General features: G+C 67.8%; 22 protein-coding genes. 19 read left to right on the forward strand and 3 right to left on the reverse strand.

Annotation, left to right across the window (positions count from 1 at the left end; genetic code table 11):
• Positions 1-426, reverse strand: coding sequence for a YciI family protein (locus ACAW63_RS21620; protein WP_371228586.1), 426 nt, complete (start codon positions 424-426; stop codon positions 1-3).
• 384 nt (positions 427-810) lie between these two features.
• Between ACAW63_RS21620 and ACAW63_RS21625 the strand changes: the two genes are divergently transcribed.
• From ACAW63_RS21625 to ACAW63_RS21675, 11 genes are all read left to right on the forward strand, one after another.
• Positions 811-1,278, forward strand: coding sequence for a YbaK/EbsC family protein (locus ACAW63_RS21625; RefSeq protein WP_207883018.1), 468 nt, complete (start codon positions 811-813; stop codon positions 1,276-1,278).
• Between the two features lie 713 nt (positions 1,279-1,991).
• A complete protein-coding gene (locus ACAW63_RS21630) occupies positions 1,992-3,215 on the forward strand; it encodes an SfnB family sulfur acquisition oxidoreductase (RefSeq protein WP_371228589.1) in 1,224 nt (407 codons plus the stop codon).
• A 9-nt stretch (positions 3,216-3,224) separates the two neighbouring features.
• Entirely contained in the window at positions 3,225-4,598 is a 1,374-nt protein-coding gene (locus ACAW63_RS21635; protein ID WP_371228591.1) for an LLM class flavin-dependent oxidoreductase, read from the forward strand.
• Positions 4,598-5,263: a methionine ABC transporter permease gene (locus ACAW63_RS21640; protein WP_371228594.1), complete on the forward strand. Its 666-nt coding sequence runs from the start codon at positions 4,598-4,600 to the stop codon at positions 5,261-5,263. Before ACAW63_RS21635 ends, ACAW63_RS21640 begins: the two co-directional genes overlap by 1 nt.
• A 128-nt stretch (positions 5,264-5,391) precedes the next feature.
• A complete protein-coding gene (locus ACAW63_RS21645) occupies positions 5,392-6,162 on the forward strand; it encodes a MetQ/NlpA family ABC transporter substrate-binding protein (RefSeq protein WP_371228596.1) in 771 nt (256 codons plus the stop codon).
• A 132-nt stretch (positions 6,163-6,294) separates the two neighbouring features.
• Entirely contained in the window at positions 6,295-7,530 is a 1,236-nt protein-coding gene (locus ACAW63_RS21650) for an SfnB family sulfur acquisition oxidoreductase (RefSeq protein ID WP_371228599.1), read from the forward strand.
• Between the two features lie 9 nt (positions 7,531-7,539).
• Positions 7,540-8,757, forward strand: coding sequence for an SfnB family sulfur acquisition oxidoreductase (locus ACAW63_RS21655; protein ID WP_371228600.1), 1,218 nt, complete (start codon positions 7,540-7,542; stop codon positions 8,755-8,757).
• Entirely contained in the window at positions 8,754-10,151 is a 1,398-nt protein-coding gene (locus tag ACAW63_RS21660) for an LLM class flavin-dependent oxidoreductase (protein WP_371228602.1), read from the forward strand. The genes ACAW63_RS21655 and ACAW63_RS21660 overlap by 4 nt, the downstream gene beginning before the upstream one ends.
• 19 nt (positions 10,152-10,170) lie before the next feature.
• The gene (locus tag ACAW63_RS21665; protein WP_371228605.1) at positions 10,171-10,968 is read left to right on the forward strand and encodes a MetQ/NlpA family ABC transporter substrate-binding protein; all 798 of its coding nucleotides are present in this window, start codon (positions 10,171-10,173) and stop codon (positions 10,966-10,968) included.
• 124 nt (positions 10,969-11,092) lie between these two features.
• Positions 11,093-12,154: a methionine ABC transporter ATP-binding protein gene (locus ACAW63_RS21670; RefSeq protein ID WP_371228608.1), complete on the forward strand. Its 1,062-nt coding sequence runs from the start codon at positions 11,093-11,095 to the stop codon at positions 12,152-12,154.
• Positions 12,147-12,836 carry a methionine ABC transporter permease gene (locus tag ACAW63_RS21675; RefSeq protein WP_371228610.1) on the forward strand — a complete coding sequence of 230 codons (690 nt, stop codon included), beginning with the start codon at positions 12,147-12,149 and terminating at the stop codon, positions 12,834-12,836. Before ACAW63_RS21670 ends, ACAW63_RS21675 begins: the two co-directional genes overlap by 8 nt.
• On the opposite strand, the gene tatA is transcribed toward ACAW63_RS21675, so the two are convergent.
• Positions 12,762-12,980 (reverse strand): twin-arginine translocase TatA/TatE family subunit, encoded by a 219-nt coding sequence (tatA, locus tag ACAW63_RS21680; protein WP_371228612.1) that lies wholly within the window; start codon positions 12,978-12,980, stop codon positions 12,762-12,764. The genes ACAW63_RS21675 and tatA overlap by 75 nt on opposite strands.
• Positions 12,981-13,264: 284 nt before the next feature.
• On the opposite strand from tatA, the gene ACAW63_RS21685 reads away from it, so the two are divergent.
• Positions 13,265-14,161 carry a transporter gene (locus ACAW63_RS21685; protein ID WP_371228615.1) on the forward strand — a complete coding sequence of 299 codons (897 nt, stop codon included), beginning with the start codon at positions 13,265-13,267 and terminating at the stop codon, positions 14,159-14,161.
• 46 nt (positions 14,162-14,207) lie between these two features.
• On the opposite strand, the gene ACAW63_RS21690 is transcribed toward ACAW63_RS21685, so the two are convergent.
• Complete coding sequence (locus ACAW63_RS21690; RefSeq protein WP_371228618.1) at positions 14,208-16,088, reverse strand: sigma 54-interacting transcriptional regulator; 1,881 nt, start codon at positions 16,086-16,088, stop codon at positions 14,208-14,210.
• A gap of 422 nt (positions 16,089-16,510) precedes the next feature.
• Between ACAW63_RS21690 and ACAW63_RS21695 the strand changes: the two genes are divergently transcribed.
• The 7 genes from ACAW63_RS21695 to ACAW63_RS21725 all read left to right on the forward strand — a co-directional run bounded on the left by ACAW63_RS21695 (position 16,511) and on the right by ACAW63_RS21725 (position 22,418).
• Complete coding sequence (locus ACAW63_RS21695) at positions 16,511-17,986, forward strand: aldehyde dehydrogenase family protein (protein ID WP_371228621.1); 1,476 nt, start codon at positions 16,511-16,513, stop codon at positions 17,984-17,986.
• 37 nt (positions 17,987-18,023) lie between these two features.
• Entirely contained in the window at positions 18,024-18,353 is a 330-nt protein-coding gene (locus tag ACAW63_RS21700; protein WP_371228624.1) for a cytochrome c, read from the forward strand.
• 10 nt (positions 18,354-18,363) lie between these two features.
• Complete coding sequence (locus tag ACAW63_RS21705) at positions 18,364-19,029, forward strand: hypothetical protein (RefSeq protein ID WP_371228627.1); 666 nt, start codon at positions 18,364-18,366, stop codon at positions 19,027-19,029.
• 13 nt (positions 19,030-19,042) lie between these two features.
• On the forward strand, positions 19,043-20,605 hold the full coding sequence (locus ACAW63_RS21710; protein WP_371228630.1) for an FAD-binding oxidoreductase: 1,563 nt from the start codon (positions 19,043-19,045) through the stop codon (positions 20,603-20,605).
• Positions 20,606-20,767: 162 nt separating this feature from the next.
• Positions 20,768-21,277 carry a hypothetical protein gene (locus tag ACAW63_RS21715; protein WP_371228632.1) on the forward strand — a complete coding sequence of 170 codons (510 nt, stop codon included), beginning with the start codon at positions 20,768-20,770 and terminating at the stop codon, positions 21,275-21,277.
• Positions 21,278-21,315: 38 nt separating this feature from the next.
• Positions 21,316-21,669, forward strand: a complete 354-nt coding sequence (locus ACAW63_RS21720; RefSeq protein WP_371228635.1) for a VOC family protein — start codon at positions 21,316-21,318, stop codon at positions 21,667-21,669.
• A gap of 86 nt (positions 21,670-21,755) precedes the next feature.
• Positions 21,756-22,418 (forward strand): glutathione S-transferase family protein, encoded by a 663-nt coding sequence (locus ACAW63_RS21725; protein WP_371228638.1) that lies wholly within the window; start codon positions 21,756-21,758, stop codon positions 22,416-22,418.
• The last annotated feature ends 38 nt before the right edge of the window (positions 22,419-22,456 follow it).

A 22,456-nucleotide genomic window follows, 5' to 3' on the forward strand; every position in this document is an offset into this window, starting at 1 on the left:
TCAGGATTTGCGAGCGATCTGCTCACGGATGCGGTCTTCCTGTTCACGCAGTTCCGGGGTGAATTCGGCACCGAAGTCCTCGGCCTCGAAAATCTGCCGGATCTCGATCTCCGACGGGCCGTCGAAGGGATTGGGGCAGCGCCGGACCCAGTCGATGCACTCCTGCAGCGAGGCGGTCTGGAAGATCCAGTACCCGGCGATCAGTTCCTTGGTCTCGGCGAAGGGACCGTCGACGACCGTACGCGAGGTACCGTCGAAGCGAACCCGCGCGCCCTTGGAGCTGGGGTGCAGCCCTTCCCCGGCGAGCATCACGCCGGCCTTGGCCAGCTCCTCGTTATAGGCCCCCATTGCCGCGAGCAGCTCTTCCTTGGGCATCACGCCGGCTTCGGACTCGGCGGTGGCCTTGACTATCACCATGAAACGCATGGCTTTTCTCCTCTTTGTATGGGTCATCGTGCGGCCGGACATTCCCGGTTCCTGACAAATAGTCGAAGGGCGCGCAATGAAATCGACATCGGCCCGAAAATTTTTTCGCGGCGTCTCGCAGGATGCTGAGCATAGGCGGGAATGACCGGAACGCCCGGCCACCAGGAGGCGCGCGACAAAAGAAGCGAACCAGCGCACGCGGCGTGTCGCTCCCCCCATGCGTCGACCCCATGAATGCCACCGAGACAGACCAACCTGCAGAGCCGTGGGCAGCGCAATTGCCCGAGCGTTCACCGAACCCGATGACAGGTCCGCGCCGGCGACTGGACAGGCCCCGCTGCGCTCCCTAGATTGGAACGTTTTCCCAGTACAGGAAGCCTGCCCATGAGCCTGGAATCGGTTCGCGCCTTCTTCGCCGAAAAGGCCCCCGACATCGCCATCATCGAGCTGGAAACCAGCACCGCCACCGTCGCCCTGGCCGCCGAGGCCCACGGCGTGGAGCCCGGCCGCATCGCCAAGACCCTGTCCCTGCGGGTGGGCGAACGCACCGTGCTGGTGGTTGCCCGCGGCGATGCGCGACTGGACAACCGCAAGCTCAAGGAGGCCCTGGGCGGCAAGGCCAAGATGCTCGGCGCCGAGGAAGTGGTGGAACTGACCGGGCATCCGGTGGGCGGCGTCTGCCCGTTCGGGTTGGCGACGCCGTTGCCGGTGTATTGCGATGTGTCGCTGCAGGCATTCGACGAGGTGCTGCCGGCGGCCGGGGCGGTGCACAGCGCGGTGCGGATCGAGCCGCAGCGCCTGGCGGAGCTGGTGGCGGCGGATTGGGTGGATGTTTGTCAGGAATTGGCCTGATCGTCTTTGACGCCCAAGACGCCTGAACTGTAGGAGCGGGCCGTGCCCGCGATCCGCCGGAAGGACCTGCGTCAGCCCTTGGCCGTGCTGCTTCAGCTTGGGTATTTCGGCGTTGCCTCGGTGTGCGCGCGGACTTCCTGTTTCGCCCCCTCGGGCGACCCACTTTGGCAAACGACCCAAAGTGGGCAAAGGTCTTGCCCCGGACATCCGGTTTTTCGCTTAGGCGAAAAATTCCCTCGTTGAATCGGAGTTTCAGAGGCACGCTGCGAAGGGCCATCCCTGGCCCATCGCAGCTCTCGCGGCATCCATGCCGCTCAACCCCTGAAACTCCGCTTCAACGAGGCCTCCTGAACGGGGCGGTCGGAGTGCATGGACATTTCTCTGGAAATCTTCAGAGCCAAAGCCCAAGCCGGAGATATGGGCTCTTCGTAGGAGCGAGCTTGCTCGCGAACCGCCCAACGCCGACCATTCCCTTAATGGAGCGGGCCATGCTCGCGATCGCGGGCATGGCCCGCTCCTACACCTGCTCCAGCACTGTTGCCCCAGCAACACCCACCCAACACTTTGCTGTCCGCCCAGCGCATCAACTGTTGGACAAAACAATCAAGGCATTGATTTAAAAGGAAATTAATTTCCGGCACAGCTTGTGCAATGACCTCATCAGACAGACCCGAACACCGGGTCGATTCATCTGCCGAGGTCGCTGTACTGCCATGCCCCAACTCCCCGTATCCGCCCACTACGACATCCGCGAACCCAACGCGCACCGGATCGGCTCCGACGCCGAAGCCCTGGAAGTCGCCCACAAGGTCGCCGCCTTCCTGCTCGAAGGCGCCGCCGAGCGCGACCGCAACCGCGAAGTCCCGCCGGAAGTCGTCGAGGTCTACTCCAACAGTGGCCTGTGGGGCATCACCGTGCCGCGCGAGTTCGGCGGCGCCGAGGTGTCCTACGCCACCCTGGCCGAAGTCATCGCCATCGTTTCCGCCGCCGACCCGTCGCTGGGGCAGATTCCGCAGAACCACTACTGCCTGCTGGAAGACATCCGCCTGCAAGGCACCGACGAGCAGAAGCGCTTCTTCTTCGACCTCGCGCTCAAGGGCAACCGCTTCGCCAACGCGCTGTCGGAAACCGGCGGCAAGAACGTCCAGGACATCCAGACCCGCCTGCGCCACGATGGCGACAGCGTGGTGATCGACGGCCGCAAGGGCTACTGCACCGGCTCGCTCTACGCCCACTGGATCGGCGTGCTCGGCCTGGACGAGCAGAACAACGCCCAACTCGCCTTCGTCCCACGCGGCACGCCGGGCCTCGCCATCGTCGACGACTGGGCCAGCATCGGCCAGCGCACCACATCCAGTGGCACCGTGCTGGTGGAGGGCCTGCGCGTGCCGGCGTTCAATGTGTTCCCCACGCACCGCTCCTACGACGTGCCGACCCTGGCCGGCCCGTTCGCCCAGATCACCACCGCCGCCATCGACGCCGGCATCGCCCGCGCCGCGCTGCGCGACACCATCGCCTTCGTCCGCGAGCAGGCGCGCCCGTGGATCGACGCCGGCGTGGAAAAGGCCAGCGAAGACCCGTTGACCATCATCCAGGTCGGTGAACTGGGCATCCGCATCGAAGCCGCCGACGCCCTGCTGGAACGCGCCGGCAAGGTGATGGACGCCGCCCGACCGGCGCCGGACGAGGACAGCGTGGCCCGCGCCTCGGTCGCCGTGGCCAAGGCCAAGGTGCTGACCACCGAAGTTGCCATCGACGCCACCAACAAGCTGTTCGAGCTGGGCGGCACCCGTTCCACCCTCGCCCGCCACGGTTTCGACCGTCACTGGCGCAACGCCCGCGTGCACACCCTGCACGACCCGGTGCGCTGGAAGTACCACCTGGTGGGCAACTGGTTGCTGAACGACAAGCGCCCGCCGCGCCACGACTGGAACTGAGGCCGAAGCATGAGCAAGCAGATCCGCCTCAACGCCTTCGCCATGAACTGTGTCGGCCACCTGTCGCCCGGCCTCTGGCGCCACCCGCGCGATCAGCAGGCCGCGCGCTACACGGACATCCACTACTGGATCGAACTGGCGAAAACCCTCGAACGCGGCAAGATCGACGGGCTGTTCCTCGCCGATGTGCTGGGCGTCTACGACGTCTACCACGGCAACGCCGACGCGGCGCTGTCCGCCGGCGCGCAGGTGCCGGCCAACGACCCGCTGCAGATCGTCCCGGCCATGGCCGCGGCCACCGAGCACCTGGGCTTCGGCATCACCGCCTCGGTGTCCTTCGAGCACCCGTTCCCCTTCGCCCGGCGCATTTCCACGCTGGACCACCTGACCCGTGGCCGCGCCGGCTGGAACATCGTCACCTCCTACCTGAACAGCGGCGCGCGCAACCTGGGGCTGAAGCAGCAGCTCAACCACCAGCAGCGCTATGCCCTGGCCGAGGAGTACCTGGAGGTCTGCTACAAGCTCTGGGAAGCCAGCTGGGACGACGACGCGGTGGTCGCCGATCGCGCCAGCGGCGTGTATGCCGACCCGCGCAAGGTGCACCCCATCGAGCACAAGGGCGAGCACTTCGAAGTGCCCGGCTTCCACCTCAGCCAGCCGTCGCCGCAGCGCACACCGGTGCTGTACCAGGCCGGCGCGTCGAGCCGCGGCAAGGCGTTCGCCGCCGGCAATGCCGAGTGCGTGTTCGTTGCCGCGCCGACCAGGCGCATCCTCCGCGACCAGGTCGACGACCTGCGCCGCCTCGCCGTGGAAGCCGGCCGCCAGGCCAGCGACGTGCTGGTGCTGAACCAGCTCACGGTGATCGTCGCGCCGACCGACGCCGAGGCGCTGGCCAAGCTGGAGGACTACCGCCAGTACAGCGACCGCGAGGGCGCCCTGGCGCTGGTGTCCGGCTGGACCGGCATCGACTTCGGCCAGTACGCGCCGGACCAGGTGTTGCGCCACGTACAGAGCGACGCCATCCAGTCCGCGGTGGATGCCTTCAGCGCCGCCGACCCGGAGCGCCAGTGGACCGCCGCCGAGATCGCCGACTACTGCGCCCTCGGCGGCGACGGTCCGCTGCTGGTGGGCTCGCCGCAGACCGTGGCTGACCAGTTGCAGGCCTGGGTCGAGGAAACCGACGTCGACGGCTTCAACCTTTCCAGCCTGGTGGCGCCGGAAACCTTCGTCGACATCGTCGACCTGCTGGTGCCCGAGTTGCAGGCACGCGGCCTGTTCAAGCGCGAGTACGAGCAGGGCACCCTGCGCCACAAGCTGTTCGGCCAGGGCGACCGCCTGCGCGCGCCGCACCGTGCGGCGAAGCTGCGCCGGAGTGAGCAGTGATGGACGGCTGGTTCCGCAATCTCGACTGGCACGACCTCGGCCAGGCTTGCCTGGACACCCTCGCCATGCTCGGCGGTGCGCTGGCCTTCACCGTGCTGCTGGGCCTGCCGCTGGGCGTGCTGCTCTATCTCACCGGCAAACGCCAGCTGCATGAGAAACCCGGCCTGTACCGCGCGCTCTCGGTAGTGGTGAACATGCTGCGCTCGCTGCCGTTCATCATCCTGCTGATCGTGCTGATCCCGGTCACCACGCTGATCACCGGCACCTCGCTGGGCGTCGCCGGTGCCATTCCGCCGCTGGTGGTGGGCTGCACGCCGTTCTTCGCGCGGCTGGTGGAAACCGCCCTGCGCGAGGTCGACCGCGGCCTGGTGGAAGCCACCCAGGCGATGGGCGCCAGCACCTGGCAGATCATCTGGCACACCCTGCTGCCCGAAGCGCGCACCGGGCTGATCGCCGCCGTGACCGTCACCGCCATCGTGCTGGTGGACTACACCGCGATGTCCGGCGTGATCGGCGGCGGCGGCCTGGGCGACCTGGCGATCCGCTTCGGTTACCAACGCTTCCAGACCGACGTGATGATCATCACCGTCGCCCTGCTGATCCTGCTGGTGCAGGCCCTGCAGATGAGCGGCGACCGCCTCGTCGCGCGCTACACGAGGCGCTGAATTCCCCGCCCACTCCCCGCCCGGGAGCGGCACTTGCGATCCAGCCGCCGGCAGCCGGCCCCGCTGCCAACAAGGCCCCACGTCCACCCCACGACGGCCCACCCACTACTGTTCAAGGAGCAACACCCATGAAAAAGGCCATCGCCATCCTGGCAGCCGTCGTCGCCTTCTCCGCCCACGCGGGGGAAAAACTCGTGGTCGGCGCCACCCCGGTGCCCCACGCCGAGATCCTCGAGTTCGTCAAACCGGAACTGGCCAAGGAAGGCGTCGACCTGGACATCAAGGTCTTCACCGACTTCATACAGCCCAACCTGCAGCTCGCGCAGAAGAACCTCGACGCCAACTACTACCAGTACCGCCCCTTCCTCGATGACTTCAACAAGACCCGCCACACCGACCTGGTGCCGGTGGTGGGCATCCACATCGAGCCCTTCGGCGCCTACTCCACCAAGGTCAAGTCCCTCGCCGAGCTGCCCGATGGCGCCAGCGTGGCCATCCCCAACGACCCGGTGAATACCGGTCGCGCCCTGGTGCTGCTGGCCGAGAGCGGCCTGATCAAGCTCAAGGACCCGAGCAACCCGCAGTCCACCCAGCGCGACATCACCGACAACCCCAGGCACCTGAAGATCCGTGAACTGGAAGGTGCCCTGCTGGCCCGCGCGGTGAAGCAGGTGGACCTGGCCTTCATCTTCGCCAACTACGCGCTGGAAGCCGGCATCGACACCAAGAGCGCGCTGATCGTGGAGAAAGGCAAGGACCTCTACGCCGAGTTCCTCGTCGCCCGTCCGGACAACATCCAGGACCCGGGCATCCAGAAGCTGGCCAAGGCGCTGAATTCGCCGGAGGTCCGGCAGTTCATCCTGACCCGCTACAAGGGCGAGATCGCCCCGGCGTTCTAAGCGCCGCGCATGACCTGTAGGAGCGAGCTTGCTCGCGAACCTTTCGGCCCCGCAGCGGGGTTTGTTCGCGAGCAAGAACTAGGCGTCCCCCGCGTTCCTACGAAGAGCTGTTCCGTCACCACAGGAAATCGCATGACCAACGAATCCGCACCCAAGGACCTTCGTGACCAGGCACCCCGGCTACTCCCGGCGCGCCGTATCGAGAACGACGCCCAGGCACTCGACGCCGCCCACGAAGTGGCCCGCCTGGCAAAACCCGGCGCCGCTGCCCGCGACCGCGAGCGCGCCCTGCCCTGGCGCGAGCTGGAACACTTCACCGCTCTCGGCCTGGGCGGCATCAGCATCCCCCGCCAGTACGGCGGCGCCCAGGTCTCCTACGCCACCGTGGCCGAGGTGTTCCGCGTAATCTGCGCCGCCGACCCGGCGCTGGGACAGATTCCGCAGAACCAGTTCGGCCTGCTCAACGTCATCGACAACGTCGCCAGCGAAACGCAGAAGCGCGTGCTGTTCGGCGGTGTGCTGGGCGGTCGGCGCATCGGCAATGCCGGGCCCGAGCGCAACACCCGCAACACCCTCGAACTCAAGGCGCGGCTGGTGCGCGACGGCGACAATTTCCGCGTCAGCGGCGAGAAGTTCTATTCCACCGGCGCCCTGTTCGCCCACTGGGTCGCCGTGAAGGCCATCGACGAGCAAGGCCGTGCGGTGATGGGCTTCGTCGAGCGCGGCGTGGAAGGCCTGCGCATCGTCGACGACTGGTCCGGCTTCGGCCAGCGCACCACCGCCAGCGGCACCGTGCTGCTGGACAACGTACCCGTCGCCGGCTCGCTGGTGATCCACAACGGTCGCCTCGCCGACGTGCCCAACATCCAGGGCGCGGTGTCGCAACTGATCCAGGCCGCCATCGATGCCGGCATCGCGGCGAACGCCCTGGAAGACGCCATCGACTTCATCCGCACACGCACCCGGCCCTTCATCGATGCTGGCGTCGAGAACGCCAGCGAAGAACCCTTCACCATCGCCGAGATCGGCCGCCTGCAGGTCGAGTTGCACGCCGCCGAGGCGCTGCTGGAACGCGCCGGCCATGTGCTCGACGAAGTCAGCGCACGGCCCATCGACGACGAGTCCGCCGCTCGCGCGTCCATCGCGGTGGCCGAAGCCAAGGTGCTGACCACCGAGATCAGCCTGGCCGCCAGCGAGAAGCTCTTCGAACTGGCCGGCAGCCGCGCCACCCTCGCCGAATTCAACCTCGACCGCCACTGGCGCAACGCCCGCGTGCACACCCTGCACGACCCGGTGCGCTGGAAGGTCCAGGCGGTCGGCGCCTACCACCTCAACGGCGCCCGCCCGGCGCGTCATTCCTGGATCTGAGGAGCGCCGATGAACAGTCTCGTTTTCACAAACCCAGAGCTGGCCAACCCCGTGCATATCATCCGCAGCGACGACGAAGCCCTGGAAGTGGCCCGCGCCCTGGCCGCCGATTTCCGCGAAGGCGCCATCGCCCGCGACCGCGAACGGCGCCTGCCGTGGGAGGAACTGGAGCGCTTCAGCCGCTCCGGCCTGTGGGGCATCAGCGTGCCGCGCGAACATGGCGGCGCGGGCGTTTCCCGTGTCACGGTGGCCCGCGTGATCGCCATCATCTCCGCCGCCGACGGCTCGCTGGGACAGATTCCGCAGAACCATTTCTACGCCGTCGAACTGCTGCGGGTGAACGGCAGCGAAGCGCAGAAGGCCCGCCTGTTCGCCGAGGTGCTGGCCGGTGTGCGCTTCGGCAACGCCCTGGCGGAAATCGGCACGCGCACCGCCCACGACCGCACCACCCGCCTCAAGCGCGAGGACGGCCGCCTGCGCATTCACGGCTGCAAGTTCTATTGCACCGGTGCGCTCTACGCGCAACGCATTCCGACCCTGGTGATCGACGACGATGGCGTGCAGCAGCTCGCCTTCATCGCCCACGATGCCCAGGGCGTGGAAGTGATCGACGACTGGTCCGGTTTCGGCCAACGCACCACCGGCAGCGGCAGCGTGGTGTTCGACGGCGCGCAGGTCGATGAGGACGATGTCGTGCCGTTCCAGAGCGCCTTCGAGCGCCCCACCACGGTCGGCCCCTTCGCGCAGATCCTGCACGCCGCCATCGACGTCGGTATCGCCCGTGGCGCCTACGAGGATGCGCTGGTGTTCCTGCGCGAGAAGGCGCGGCCATGGATCGATTCGGGCGTGGACAAGGCCAGCGACGATCCGCTGGCGATCAACGAAGTCGGCCGCCTGGCGATCCGCCTGCACGCCGCCGAAGCGCTGCTGGATCGCTCCGGCCGCGTGCTCGATGCCGCCACTGCCGAGCCGACCGCCGAAAGCGTTGCCGCCGCCTCTATCGCGGTGGCCGAAGCGCGGGCGATCACCACCGAGGTCTCGCTGCTGGCCGGCTCCAAACTCATCGAACTGGGCGGCAGCCGCGCCAGCCTCGCCGAGCTGGGCCTGGACCGCCACTGGCGCAACGCCCGCGTGCATACCCTGCACGACCCGGCACGCTGGAAGTATTTCGCGGTGGGCAACTACTACCTCAACGACCAGTTGCCGCCGCGCCGGGGGACCCTATGAGCCAGAAGCAGATCCTCCTCAACGCGTTCAGCATGAACTGCGTCGGCCACATCAACCACGGCCTGTGGACCCACCCGCGTGACCGCTCGACGGACTTCAACAAGCTCAGCCACTGGACCGACCTCGCGCGCCTGCTGGAAAAGGGCCTGTTCGACGGCCTGTTCCTGGCGGACATCCTCGGCGTCTACGACGTCTACCAGAACGGCATCGAGCTCACCGCGAAAGAGGCCATCCAGCTGCCGGTGAACGACCCGCTGATGCTGGTCTCGGCCATGGCCGGCGCCACCCGGCACCTGGGCTTCGGCGTCACCGCCAACCTCACCTACGAGGCGCCCTACCCGTTCGCCCGCAGGCTTTCCACGCTGGATCACCTGAGCGACGGCCGCATCGGCTGGAACATCGTCACCGGCTACCTGGAAAGCACCGCCCGCGCCATGGGCCAGGCGCGGCAGATCGACCACGACCGCCGCTACGACCGCGCCGACGAATACCTGGAGGTGCTCTACAAGCTCTGGGAAGGCAGCTGGGAAGACGACGCGGTGCTCGCCGACCGCCAGCGCCGCATCTACGCGCAGCCGGGCAAGGTGCACAAGGTCCGCCACCACGGCGAGTTCTTCGACGTCGAGGGTTACCACCTCAGCCAGCCCTCGCCGCAGCGCACGCCGCTGCTGTTCCAGGCCGGCGCATCGAATCGCGGCCTGGCCTTCGCCGCGCGCCACGCCGAATGCGTGTTCGTCTCGGCGCAGACCCGCGAAGCGACCCGCGTGCTGATTGACCGCATCCGCCAGGCGGCGGTCGACGCCGGCCGCCGCCCGGACGACATCAAGGTGTTCATGGGCATCAACGTCATCGTCGCGCCGACCGAGGCCGAGGCCCGCGACAAGCTCGCCGAGTACCGCGGCTTCGCCAGCGCCGAGGCCGGTCTTGCGCACTTCGCCAGCACCACCGGCATCGACTTCTCGCGCTACGCGCTGGACGAGCCGATCCGCTACGAGAAGACCAACGCCATCGAATCCGCCACCAGGGCCCTGACCGTCGCCCGCACCGACGCCACCGTGCGCCAGCTGCTGGAGCAGCTCGCCCTCGGCGGACGCTACACCACGCTGGTGGGCGACCCGCTGCAGGTGGCCGATGAGCTGCTGGGCTGGATCAACGAGGCGGGCCTCGACGGTTTCAACCTGACCCGCACCGTGGAGCCGGAAAGCTACGCCGACTTCATCGACCTCGTGGTGCCCGAACTGCAAAGCCGTGGCGCCTACAAGACCGCCTACGCGGACGGCACCCTGCGGGAAAAACTCTTCGGCGCCGGCCGCGCCCGACTGCCCGCGCGGCATGTCGGCGCGAGCTTCCGCCAGGCAACCGCCACTGGAGCGACTCCAGCCTTCTCCGTTTAACCCATAAGGATTCGTTGCCATGCATGCACGCTTCAAGCTTACCCTCGGCCTCTCCCTGAGCCTCCTCGCCGCCGGCCTCGCCCAGGCGGCCGATACCCTGCGCCTGGGCACCACCGCCGCCTTCGCCCCACCGCTGGAAGTGGCGGTGAAGGAAGCCGCCCAGCAGGGCCTGAAGGTCGAACTGGTGGAGTTCACCGACTGGAACGCGCCGAACATCACCCTCGACCACGGCGACATCGACGCCAACTACTTCCAGCACACGCCCTTCCTGGAGAACGCCAACCGCGAGGGCGGCCTGCACCTGAAGGCCTTCGCGCCGGGGATCATCAACAACGTCGGCCTGTACTCCACCAAGTACAAGGCCATCGCCGACCTGCCCGAGGGCGCCAAGGTCGCCATCGCCAACGACCCGATCAATGGCGGCCGCGGCCTGCAGCTGCTGCAGAAGGCCGGGCTGCTCAAGCTCGAGGATGGCGTGGGCTACAAGGCAACGCTGGACGACATCGTGGCCAACCCGAAGCACATCCAGATCATCGAGCTGGAAGCCGTGCAACTGGTGCGCGCGCTGGACGACGTCGACCTCGCCCAGGGCTACCCGCACTACATCCGCCTGGCCGGGACCATCGATCCGAACAGCGCGCTGCTGTTCGACGGCATCGAGAACAAGGAATACGTCATCCAGTTCGTCACCCGAGACGACTTCAAGGACCCGGACGGCAAGCTGAAGAAGTTCGTCGATCTCTACCAGCACTCGCCGCAGGTCCGCGCCGCACTGGACAAGGCCCACGGCTCGCTCTACCAGCCGGGCTGGAATTGACCCTGTAGGAGCGAGCTTGCTCGCGAACCAACCACCCGCTGCGGTGCTGTTCGCGAGCAAGCTCGCTCCTACGAAGAGCACGCGTACCGACAGCACCTTTGCACTTACAGAACAGGCCCCCACCATGGTCAGCTTCAACCGCAATCTCGAACTCGCCACCCAGCACATCGCCCTGCGCGGGCTGGGCAAGACCTACGCCGGCCACCACGGCCCGGTGGAGGCACTGAGCGACATCGAACTTTCCGTCCGCCGCGGCGAAGTGTTCGGCATCATCGGCCGCAGCGGCGCCGGCAAAAGCTCGCTGATCCGCACCCTCAACCGCCTGGAGCAGCCCAGCATCGGCCAGGTGCTGATCGACGGCGAGGACATCGGCGCCTTCGATGCCCAGCAACTGGTCGGCCTGCGTCGCCGCGTGGGCATGATCTTCCAGCACTTCAACCTGATGTCGGCCAAGACGGTGGCGCAGAACATCGCCCTGCCCCTGCGCGTGGCCGGCGTGCCCAAGGCGCGCATCGCCGAGCGGGTGGACGAACTGCTGCAGCTCGTGGGACTGGAAGACAAGCGCCACGCCTACCCGGCGCAGCTCTCCGGCGGGCAGAAGCAGCGCGTCGGCATCGCCCGTGCGCTGGTGCACCAGCCGGAAATCCTGCTCTGCGACGAGGCGACCTCGGCGCTGGACCCGGAGAGTACCCAGGCCATCCTCGCGCTGCTGCGCGACATCAACCACCGCCTGGGCCTGACCATCGTGCTGATCACCCACGAGATGGCGGTCATCCGCGAAATCTGCGACCGCGTGGTGGTGCTCGAGCGCGGGCGCATCGTCGAACAGGGCGACGTCTGGGAAGTCTTCGGCAACCCGCAGCATGAGGTCAGCCGCACCCTGCTCGGCTCGCTGCAGCAGCACCTGCCGCCGGACCTGCTGGCGCGCCTGGAGCATCCGTCGGCCGACGAAGTCATCCTCGACCTGCACTACACCGGCGTGCGCGAACAGGAGCCCGACCTGCTGGCCATCGCCCAGGCCCTGGGCAGCCGCATCAGCCTGCTGCATGGCGGCATCGAGCGCATCCAGGGCCGCGCCCTCGGCCGCCTGCTGCTGAGCGTCGCCGCCCCCGCCGCCAGCGCCCCGCAACTGCTCGAACGTGCCCGCGACGTCGCCGATCGCCTGGAGGTGCTCACCCATGCCTGAACGCCTGCTGCAAGGCCTGCTCGACACCCTGCTGATGATCGGCGCGTCCTCGGCCATCGTGTTCCTGGTGGGCATCCCGCTGGCCCTGGTGCTGGTCACCACCGGCCCCGGCGGGATCTTCCAGGCGCGCCTGGTCAACCGCAGCCTGGGCAGCGTGGTCAACGTGCTGCGCTCGATTCCCTTCCTGATCCTGATGGTCGCGCTGATCCCCTTCACCCGGCTGATCGTCGGCACCAGCTATGGCGTGTGGGCCGCGGTGGTACCGCTGACCATCGCCGCCACGCCGTTCTTCGCGCGCATCGCCGAAGTCAGCCTGCGCGAAGTCGACCACGGCCTGATCGAGGCCGCGCAAGCGATGGGCTGCCAGCCCCGGCACATCATCTGGAACGTCCTGCTGCCCGAGGCGCGGCCGGGCATAGTCGCCGGCTTCACCATCACCCTGGTAACCATGATCAACTCCTCGGCCATGGCCGGCGCCATCGGCGCCGGCGGCCTCGGCGCCGGCGGCCTCGGCGCCGGCGGCCTCGGCGCCGGCGGCCTCGGCGACCTGGCCTACCGCTACGGCTACCAGCGCTTCGACACCCAGGTGATGCTGACGGTGATCATCCTACTGGTGGCGCTGGTGAGCCTGATCCAGTTCGGCGGCGACCGCCTGGCGCGCTGGCTGAACCGGCGCCTCTGAGGTCTCCTCCTCGGCGATCGAGCGGCGGAAGCCCTTGATCGCCTCGCCCAGGTCGGCGCCCACGTCCTTCAGGCGGCGGGTGCCGAATACCAGCACCACCACCGCCAGCAGCACCAGCCAGTGTTTCCAGTCGAACAGTCCCATGATGCAGTCCTCGGTTGATCGGGTCGCCGAAGGTTAACGGGATTGCGCTCCTGCCGATGCCACCGTCGGGCGAACTCCGGGCGCTGATCGCACGCGTCGACGGCGAACTTTCCGCAGGCGATGGAATTTCTTAACGAAATCCCCCGAGCCTGCCCTGAAGGTCTCGGGCAAGGATCGCCAATCAAACAGCTATCTTGTTGATATAAAAGAATTAAAAATAAAAATCGGAAGGTGGCACAAAGCTTGAGTAAGGCGCCTCGACAACAACAAAAAGGCGTGCCTTCATGAATCGACTCAACCCTGCCCTCGGTCTGTCCTGCGCTCTCCTGCTGAGCAGCACACTCCCCACCGCCCACGCCACCGAAGGAGGCGGATCGTCCTGGCCCATGGGCATCGAAAACTACCTGATGGGCGTGGTGCCGCCCCCCGGTTTCTACGGTCAGGTGTTCGCCGCCGACTACCGCGCCGACAGCCTGCGCGGCAACGACGGCCACGAACTACCGGTGGACTTCGACCTGCACGTGAGCTCCATCGTCCCGCGCTTCATCTGGGTCACCGAACAGCAGATGCTCGGCGGCAACCTGGGCTTCCATGCGGTGGTACCGCTGAACCGCATGCGGGTAGAGGTGGAGGGTCAGCGCGAGAGCAAGAGCGGTCTGGGCGATATCCACGTGGGGCCGTTCCTCGGCTACCACTACAGCGACAAGCTGCATGCCGCCACCGGGGTCGACCTGGTGCTGCCCACCGGCTCCTACGACAAGCACGACCTGGTCAACCTCGGGCGCAACTACACGACCCTGCAGGCCATCTACGCGCTGAGCTACATCGACCCGCAGGGGCTCAACGCCGATGTGCGCCTGATGTACGACTACAACTTCGAGAACCACGCCACCGACTACCTGTCGGGCCAGGAACTGCACGCCGACTACGCTGTCGGCTGGGGTCTGGGCAACGGCTGGGTGGTCGGCGTGGGTGGCTACGTCTATCGCCAGGTGAGCGACGACGAACAGGACGGCCATCGCCTCGACGACACCCGTGGCCGGGCCTTCGCCATCGGCCCGTCGGTGCAGTACAGCGCCGCGTCCGGCTGGCACCTGAGCACCAAGTGGCAACAGGAGAGCGATGTGCGCAACCGGCCCGAAGGCGCGGCCTACTGGCTGAAGTGGACCTTCCCGCTCTGACCCCGCACGGCGACGGCGCCCCGCTGGCGCCATCGCTGCACCTGCGTCAGCGCTTGAGCCGGTAGCTGACCTGGGCGCGGCTCATGCCGAGCATCTGCGCGGCGGCGGTAATGTTGCCCTGGCTACGCTCCAGGGCCAGCTTCACCAGCAGGCTCTCGATGGCATCCAGGCTGGTGCCCAGGGCGTCCTGGCGGCCGGCGATGAAGGCCTGCAGGCTGGCCAGCACCGGTTCGCCGGACGTGCCTCGGGTCTGCTCGCTCTCGAACGCGGCCTGCAACAGTTGCGCATCGGCCAGCGCGGTGGCGTGCTGCTCGTTAGGCAGCGGCAGGCTGCCGAGCCGACCGGACGGGGTCAGGCCGACCGGCGCCGCGATGCTGCGGTCGCCGCCCAGGGTCAGGTGGCTGATGTCCATGGCCGCGCCGTCCGGGCAGGCGATCACGCCGCGTTCGATGAGGTTCTGCAACTCGCGGATGTTGCCGGGGAAGGCGTGGGTCAGCAGCGCGTTGAGCAGGCGCGTGGTGAAGCCCGCGAGCCGCCGCCCATGCCGCTCGCTGAAGCGGCGGAGGAAGTGGTTCATCAATAGCGGGATGTCCTCCCGCCGCTCGCGCAGGGGCGGCAGGTGGATGGGGAAGACGTTCAAGCGGTAGAACAGGTCCTCGCGGAAGCGCCCGGCCGCCACCTCGGCGCGCAGGTCGAGGTTGGTCGCGGCGATCACCCGCACATCGACGCGGATCGGTGCGTTGCCGCCGACCCGCTCGATCTCGCCTTCCTGCAGCGCCCGCAGGATCTTGCTCTGCGCCGCCAGGCTCAAGGTGCCGATCTCGTCGAGGAACAGCGTGCCGCCGTCGGCGCGCTCGAAGCGTCCGGCGCGGGTGCGCTCGGCGCCGGTGAAGGCGCCGCGCTCGACGCCGAACAGCTCGGCCTCCACCAGGTTTTCCGGCAGGGTCGCGCAGTTCAGCGAAATCAGCGGCTTGCTCTGGCGGCTGCTGGCGCGGTGCAGGTTCTCGGCGAAGAGCTCCTTGCCCACCCCGGACTCGCCGGTCAGCAGCACCGTGGCCTGGGTCGGCGCCACACAGCGCAGCAGGTGGCTGGCGGCGACGAAGGCCGAGGAAATCCCCACCATGCTCCGCGCGTCCCGCTCGCCCTGCGGCGGTTCGTCCATCCTGGCGACCTCCATCTCGCTGGCGAAGGCATGGGGCGCACGGCTGATGAAATCGCGGGCGTCCAGGTGGGCCAGGTCGCGCTGCACGTCGTCCCATTGCTCCGCCGGCTTGCCGACGATGCGGCACACCGACTGCCCGCAGGCGCGGCACTCCACCTCGCGGAACACCACCAGGCGGCCGAGCAGCGACGAGGCGTAGCCACTGGCGTAGCCGATGGCCATCCAGCAGGCGCTGTCGTTGCCGATGCCGTACTGGGCGATGTGCACGTCGGCTTCCACCGAGTTGTGCCAGAGGAATTCGGCGTCGAAGTGGCCCAGGCTGTTGTCCATCTCGAAGCGCAGCGCCTCGACGTTGAGCATGCCTTCGAGCATGTGCAGGCGCGGCCCGGCGGAGAACAGCGCGCTGGGGTCGCCCTGCGGCCACTGCTCGCTGACCTGGGAGGCGTCGGCCGCCCCCGCCTGCCAGCCGATGCGGGTGAACACTTCGCGGGCCTTGAGGGTGCCGAGATTCTCCACCAGTTCGCGGCGCAGGGTGCCGAGGGTGGAGGTCTGCATCAGCACCATGCGCTGGCCGCACAGCCAGATGGAGCCATCCTGAGGTGAAAAGGCCACCGTCTCGGCCAGCTCGCCGGCGGAGGGGCAGCCACGGTTCTCGAGGCCGGTGGTGCTCTCCACGATCAGTCGCTTGCGACTTTTCAGGAGATGCTCCAGGAACCGCTCTTCGAGATTCGCGCGGTCGTTGTCGTTATGTCTTGAGGCTGTCATCTCGGGCAGGCACAGGCAGGGAATCGGCTCCAGTATGCCCGCCCGGTCCCGGCGGTCAATTGCCACTATCGACTAGCCGTTCGCCGACGTTCGATCAACGAACCGCACTCGCGAGGCATTTCGACGAGGCGACGAAATCTCTTCACAAAATTCCGCGAAGCGAATCTTCCCCGACTCCGTTCGCCCACCCAGAACCAAATTCAAGCACTTGATTTAAAAGATATTTATTTAAATTAACCGCTTCTGGCACGCCCCTTGTTAAGGCCCTCTGCAAAGCGCCCAGCGCATACAACAAGACGGTGCCCGTGCCATGACCTGCTGCCCCTCCCCGCTCTGCCCGCCAACACCCCCGATCAGCCGTCCGCTGCCGGCGGCCTGATCCGCTTCGCGCTTTCCCACTGAACAACAAGAGAGAGGACTCCATGAGCATCCCCCTGCCCCCCTATGCCGATCTGGATCTGCAACCGCTGGCCGGCCACTGGCGCCACGGCGCCTCGCCGCGCCTGCTGGAGGTGCGCGATCCCTACACCGACCAGTGCCTGCTGAGCCTGCCGCTGGCCACCCGCGACGACCTCGACCAGGCCTACCGGGCCGCCCGCAAGGCCCAGGCCGAATGGGCCGCGCAAGCCCCCTCGGCGCGCGCCGCGGTGCTGCTGCGCGCGGTCGAGCTGTTCGACCGGCGCCGCGAGGAAATCATCGGCTGGATCATCCGCGAATCCGGCAGCACCCGGATCAAGGCCGAGATCGAATGGGGCGCCGCCCGCGCCATCACCCTGGAGGCGGCCTCGTTCCCCACCCGGGTCCACGGACGCATCCTCGAATCGGACATCCCCGGCAAGGAAAGCCGCGTCTACCGCCGCCCGCTGGGCGTGGTGGGGATCATCAGCCCGTGGAACTTCCCGCTGCACCTGACCCAGCGTTCCCTGGCGCCGGCCCTGGCGCTGGGCAACGCGGCGGTGGTCAAGCCGGCCAGCGACACCCCGGTCAGCGGCGGGCTGCTGCTGGCGCGCCTGTTCGAGGAAGCCGGGTTGCCGGCCGGTGTGCTCAGCGTCGTGGTCGGCGCCGGCAGCGAGATCGGCGACGCCTTCGTCGAGCACCCGGTGCCGGCGCTGATCTCCTTCACCGGCTCGACCCCGGTGGGCCGCTCCATCGGGCGCATCGCCAGCGGCGGAGCGCACCTCAAGCACGTGGCCCTGGAGCTGGGCGGCAACAGCCCGTTCGTGGTGCTGGCCGACGCCGACCTTGAGCGCGCGGTGCACGCCGCCGTGGTGGGCAAGTTCCTGCACCAGGGGCAGATCTGCATGGCGATCAACCGCATCATCGTCGAGCAGCCCCTCTACGAGGCGTTCTGCGAGCGCTATGCCGAACGCGTGAAAGCGCTGCGCTGCGGCGACCCGAGCGACCCGGCCACGGTGATCGGCCCGGTGATCAACCAGCGCCAGCTCGACGGCCTGCTGGGCAAGATCGACAAGGCCCGCGCCGAGGGCGCCCGGGTGCTGGTGGAAGGCGCCGTGGCCGGCCGCGTGCTGCCGCCCCACGTGTTCGCCGATGTACGTCCGGAGATGGAGATCGCCCGCGAGGAAATCTTCGGCCCTCTGGTCGGCATCCAGCCGGCGCGCGATGCCGAGCACGCGCTGGAGCTGGCCAACGCCAGCGAGTTCGGTCTGTCCAGCGCGGTGTTCGGCGGCGACCTGGAACGCACCGTGCGCTTCGCCCGGCGGATTCACGCCGGCATGACCCACGTGAACGACATCCCGGTGAACGACGCGCCCAACGCGCCCTTTGGCGGCGAGAAGAACTCCGGCATCGGCCGCTTCAACGGCGACTGGGCGATCGACGAGTTCACCACCGAGCACTGGCTGAGCGTGCAGCACGGCCCACGTCCCTATCCCTTCTGACCGCCCACTTCGAACAAGCACAACAACGGAGAAGCCCATGCCTTGCATCCTTTCCCGCGGCGTTCGCCGCATCCTGCCGGCCGGCCTGGCGCTGGCACTCGCCAGCATCGGGTTGCCGGCCCTGGCCGACGGCGACGGCCAGTGGCACGGCGGCGCCAACGTCTACGCCAAGGTCTGCGGACACTGCCACGAGGCCGGCGTCGGCCCGGTGATCAAGGGCCGCCAGCTGCCGGTGGAATACATCAGCGCCGTGGTGCGCCATGGCTTCCGCGCCATGCCGGCCTTCCCTGCCGCCTACATCGACGACAACGCACTCAAGGACGTGGCGCAGTACATCCAGCAATCCGCCGCACCAGCAGCCAAGTGAGGGCCACGCGATGAATCTCGAACGTCGAACCCTGCTCAAGGGCATGGCCCTGGGCGCCGCCTCCGGCGTGGCGCTGAGCCTGCCGGGGGGCGCCTTCGCCACTGGCGTTGCGCAACGCGGCAGCGCTCCGGCGCTGGTGTTGCTGGAGCGTCCGGCCCGCGACTCGGCCTTCCTCCAGGGCATCCTCGCGGCCACATCGGACGCTTCGCCACGCGTGCTGCAGGCGTCCGTCGATGGCGCCTTCCTCGCCGCCCTCGATGCGCAATTGCGCGCCGGTGGCCAAGTGCTCGGCCTGCTCGACGACGCCAGCGCCCTGCTGGCCGTGGAGCACGCCCGCAGCGCCGGCGCACGGGTGCGCTGGCTCGGGCAGCACAGCGTGGACGGCGGCCAGTCGCGCCACCGTCTGCTCAGCGCCGATGCCAGCCACGGCTGCGCCAGCCGCCTGGGTCACGCCCTGGCGCTGTGCGGCGCCGGCTTTGCCTTGAGCGAAGCCCGTTTCGCCGGCGCTCGCCCCCCGCTTCAACTGCAGGCCGCATCCCGCCGCAAAGGCCAGGAGGAGCAATGGGCCTCCGCCCTCGGCTTCACCCTCGCCGGCGCCGCTCCCGGCCGTCTCGCCCCCAGCGCCGTCGCCAACGCGCTGAGCGGCCATTTCGTGTCTTTCTCGATCCAGGCCTGAAGGAGCCCGTCCCATGACCGCAACCAAGCAGAACGCCGTGCTCCCGCGTGGCGTGAAGAACACCGAATTCGCCAAGGCCGTGACCAAGTTCCGCGCCTTGCTGGGCGAGGACAACGTGCTGCTCAAGGATGACCAGCTGGTGCCCTACATGAAGATCATGATGCCGGTGCCGGATGCCGAGCACGCGCCCTCGGCGGCGCTCACCGCCACCACCGTGGAGCAGGTGCAGGGCGTGGTGAAGATCTGCAACGAGCATCGCATCCCGATCTGGACCATCTCCACCGGACGCAACTTCGGCTATGGCTCGGCGGCCCCCGGCCAGCGCGGCCAGGTGATCCTCGACCTGAAGAAGATGAACAAGATCCTTCATGTCGACCCGGAACTGTGCACCGCGCTGGTCGAGCCGGGTGTCACCTACCAGCAGTTGTACGACTACATCGAGGAAAACAACCTGCCGCTGATGCTGTCGATGTCGGCGCCCTCGGCCATCGCCGGCCCCGTGGGCAACACGCTCGATCGTGGCGTGGGCTATACCCCCTACGGCGAGCATTTCCTCATGCAGTGCGGCATGGAAGTGGTGCTGGCCAACGGCGACGTGTTGCGCACCGGCATGGGCGGGGTCAAGGGCGAGAACAGCTGGCAGGTGTTCAAGTGGGGTTACGGCCCGAGCCTGGACGGCATCTTCACCCAGTCCAACTTCGGCATCTGCACCAAGATGGGCTTCTGGCTGATGCCCAAGCCGCCGAAGTACAAACCCTTCGCCATCCGCTTCGAGAACGAGAGCGACATCGCCGAGATCGTCGAGGTGCTGCGGCCGCTGCGCATCGCCCAGATCATTCCCAACGCCCTGGTGATCGCCAACGTGCTGTGGGAAGCCGGCAGCGCCAACGTGCGGCGCAGCGACTACACCCGCGAGCCGGGCGCGACCCCGGACACGGTGGTCCAGCAGATCATGAAGGACAAGGGCCTGGGCGCCTGGAACGTGTACGCCGCGCTGTATGGCACCGAGGAGCAGGTCGAGGTCAACTGGAAGATCGTCCAGCAGGCCATCGCCGCGCTCGGCAAGGGCACCCTGATCACCGAGGAGCAGGCCGGCGGCACCCAGCCGTTCGACTACCGCGCCAAGCTGATGAAGGGCGTGCCCAACCTGCAGGAGTTCGGCCTGTACAACTGGCGCGGCGGCGGTGGCTCGATGTGGTTCGCCCCGGTCAGCCAGGCGCGCGGCAGCGAGACCGACAAGCAGATGCAGCTGGCCAAGAAGATTCTCAACAAGCACGGCCTGGACTACGTCGGCGAGTTCATCGTCGGCTGGCGCGACATGCACCATGTGATCGACGTGCTCTACGACCGCACGGACCCCGCGCAGACCCAGGCGGCCCATGCCTGCTTCAGCGAGCTGCTGGATGAGTTCGAGAAGCTCGGCTACGCCGTGTACCGGGTCAACACCGCGTTCATGGACCGCGTGGCCGACAGCTACGGGCCGGTGAAGCGCCGCGTGGACCATGCGCTCAAGCGCGCGCTGGACCCGAACAACATCTTCGCCCCCGGCAAGTCCGGCATCGACCTCGACGCCTGATCGCCCCGCGCGGCCCCGGCCGGGGCCGCACCCGCTCGCTCGTCGCCTGCGGCTCCCCCGCAGGCACGGGCCATCTAGGCTTCAGGCAGAGTCCCGCGTTCCGTGCCTCTGGCACAGCTCGTGGAAGCGTGATGTCCCTGTCCCGTTGCGGAGGCGTTCGTCATGGCCAACCCCCTTTCCACCCTGGGTATCGTGCATACCGCCATCAGCCTGGTGCCGCTCGTCGCCGGCATCTGGGCGTTCTACCGCGCGGGGCACATCGCCCCGCGCAGCCCGGTGGGGCGCTGGTATGTGTACGGGATGATCCTCGGGGTGCTCACCGCCTTCGGTCTCTCCAGCACCGGCGGATTCAATGCCGGGCACGCCATCGGCATCCTCTGCCTGATCGCCCTGGCTGTGGGCAGCTATGCGCAGCGCATCACTGCTCTGGGCGGGCTGGGCGAATACCTGGAAACAGCGGCGATGAGCTTCAGCTTCTTCCTGATGATGATCCCGACGCTCAACGAATCCCTGTCGCGCCTGCCCCCATCCAACCCCATCGGCCATGGCCCGGACTCGCCGCCAGTGCAAACGGCAGTGATGATCGCGCTGCTGGTCTTCGTCATCGGCGTGCTCTACCAGTTCTACCGCATCCATCGCCGGCGCATGCCGCCGGCACGTCCGGCGCACTGAGCGTCTATGCTGGCGGCGTCCCATTTCGGAGCGCCGCCATGACCGTTCGCCGCATCATCGCCAACCTCGCCACCGGCAAGCCCGCCGAAGTGGCGCGCTTCTACCGCGAACTCTTCGACCTGGAAATCGTCATGGACCACGGCTGGCTGCTCACCCTCGCCAGCGGGGGCAGCGCCCTGGCGCAGTTGAGCCTGGCCAGCGAAGGCGGCTCGGGTACGCCGGTGCCGGACCTGTCCATCGAAGTGGACAATCTCGATGAAGTGCATGACCGTGCGCTGGCGGGCGGTCATCAGATCGTCTATCCGCTGACCGTCGAACCCTGGGGCGTGCGGCGTTTCTTCCTGCGCGATCCGCTGGGGACGCTGGTGAACGTGCTGCAGCACTGCGGCTGAGGACTCCGGCTTGCCGCGAGCCCCGCGGCCAACTAGGGTGAAACCACCCCGCGAACAGCGCGCAGCACACCTGCAGGTGGCCCGTCATGTCCCTCGTGCTTTTTGGTCATCCGTTTTCCTCGTACACCCAGAAAGTCCTGATCGCCCTCTACGAGAACGACACGCCCTTCGAATTCCGCTGCCTTGGGCAGGACACCCCCGAACACTCGAAGGAATGGCTGCGCCTGTGGCCGCTGGCCAAGTTCCCCGTGCTGCTGGACGGTGAGCGCAGCATCGCCGAGTCGAGCATCATCATCGAGTACCTGCAGCTCACCCAGGGTGGCGCGCAGCGCTGGCTGCCCGATGAGCCGATGGCCGCCCTGCAGGTACGCTTCCTCGACCGCTTCTTCGACCTTCACGTGATGAGCCCGGTGCAGCATGCCGTCTCCGGCGCCCTGACCGGCGATGCGGGCAAGCGCCAGGATGGCCTCACGGTCGCCAGCCAACGGCTCGAACTCGCCTACCGCTGGCTGGAAGACCACCTGAGCGCCAACGAAGCCTGGGCGAACGGCGACGACTTCACCCTCGCCGATTGCGCGGCCGCGCCGGCCCTGTTCTACGCCGACTGGACCCATCGCGTCAGCGACGCCTATCCGGTGCTGCGGGCGTACCGCTCACGCCTGCTGGCGCGCCCTTCGTTCGCCCGCGCCGTCGACGAGGCCCGCCCCTACCGTCCGCTGTTCCCGCTCGGCGCACCGAATCGGGACTGACGGCCGGCGCGGTTGCCCTCCTCCGGCAATTCTGCTGG

It is taken from the genome of Pseudomonas sp. QE6 (assembly GCF_041379005.1).
Classification (GTDB): Bacteria; Pseudomonadota; Gammaproteobacteria; order Pseudomonadales; family Pseudomonadaceae; genus Pseudomonas.

Excerpts from the sequence above, each read along its gene's own strand:
- ACAW63_RS21620 (WP_371228586.1), bottom strand. The coding sequence starts at position 426 with ATGCGTTTCATGGTGATAGTCAAGGCCACCGCCGAGTCCGAAGCCGGC.
- ACAW63_RS21625 (WP_207883018.1), top strand. The coding sequence starts at position 811 with ATGAGCCTGGAATCGGTTCGCGCCTTCTTCGCCGAAAAGGCCCCCGAC.
- ACAW63_RS21630 (WP_371228589.1), top strand. The coding sequence starts at position 1,992 with ATGCCCCAACTCCCCGTATCCGCCCACTACGACATCCGCGAACCCAAC.
- ACAW63_RS21635 (WP_371228591.1), top strand. The coding sequence starts at position 3,225 with ATGAGCAAGCAGATCCGCCTCAACGCCTTCGCCATGAACTGTGTCGGC.
- ACAW63_RS21640 (WP_371228594.1), top strand. The coding sequence starts at position 4,598 with ATGGACGGCTGGTTCCGCAATCTCGACTGGCACGACCTCGGCCAGGCT.
- ACAW63_RS21645 (WP_371228596.1), top strand. The coding sequence starts at position 5,392 with ATGAAAAAGGCCATCGCCATCCTGGCAGCCGTCGTCGCCTTCTCCGCC.
- ACAW63_RS21650 (WP_371228599.1), top strand. The coding sequence starts at position 6,295 with ATGACCAACGAATCCGCACCCAAGGACCTTCGTGACCAGGCACCCCGG.
- ACAW63_RS21655 (WP_371228600.1), top strand. The coding sequence starts at position 7,540 with ATGAACAGTCTCGTTTTCACAAACCCAGAGCTGGCCAACCCCGTGCAT.
- ACAW63_RS21660 (WP_371228602.1), top strand. The coding sequence starts at position 8,754 with ATGAGCCAGAAGCAGATCCTCCTCAACGCGTTCAGCATGAACTGCGTC.
- ACAW63_RS21665 (WP_371228605.1), top strand. The coding sequence starts at position 10,171 with ATGCATGCACGCTTCAAGCTTACCCTCGGCCTCTCCCTGAGCCTCCTC.
- ACAW63_RS21670 (WP_371228608.1), top strand. The coding sequence starts at position 11,093 with ATGGTCAGCTTCAACCGCAATCTCGAACTCGCCACCCAGCACATCGCC.
- ACAW63_RS21675 (WP_371228610.1), top strand. The coding sequence starts at position 12,147 with ATGCCTGAACGCCTGCTGCAAGGCCTGCTCGACACCCTGCTGATGATC.
- tatA (WP_371228612.1), bottom strand. The coding sequence starts at position 12,980 with ATGGGACTGTTCGACTGGAAACACTGGCTGGTGCTGCTGGCGGTGGTG.
- ACAW63_RS21685 (WP_371228615.1), top strand. The coding sequence starts at position 13,265 with ATGAATCGACTCAACCCTGCCCTCGGTCTGTCCTGCGCTCTCCTGCTG.
- ACAW63_RS21690 (WP_371228618.1), bottom strand. The coding sequence starts at position 16,088 with ATGACAGCCTCAAGACATAACGACAACGACCGCGCGAATCTCGAAGAG.
- ACAW63_RS21695 (WP_371228621.1), top strand. The coding sequence starts at position 16,511 with ATGAGCATCCCCCTGCCCCCCTATGCCGATCTGGATCTGCAACCGCTG.
- ACAW63_RS21700 (WP_371228624.1), top strand. The coding sequence starts at position 18,024 with ATGCCTTGCATCCTTTCCCGCGGCGTTCGCCGCATCCTGCCGGCCGGC.
- ACAW63_RS21705 (WP_371228627.1), top strand. The coding sequence starts at position 18,364 with ATGAATCTCGAACGTCGAACCCTGCTCAAGGGCATGGCCCTGGGCGCC.
- ACAW63_RS21710 (WP_371228630.1), top strand. The coding sequence starts at position 19,043 with ATGACCGCAACCAAGCAGAACGCCGTGCTCCCGCGTGGCGTGAAGAAC.
- ACAW63_RS21715 (WP_371228632.1), top strand. The coding sequence starts at position 20,768 with ATGGCCAACCCCCTTTCCACCCTGGGTATCGTGCATACCGCCATCAGC.
- ACAW63_RS21720 (WP_371228635.1), top strand. The coding sequence starts at position 21,316 with ATGACCGTTCGCCGCATCATCGCCAACCTCGCCACCGGCAAGCCCGCC.
- ACAW63_RS21725 (WP_371228638.1), top strand. The coding sequence starts at position 21,756 with ATGTCCCTCGTGCTTTTTGGTCATCCGTTTTCCTCGTACACCCAGAAA.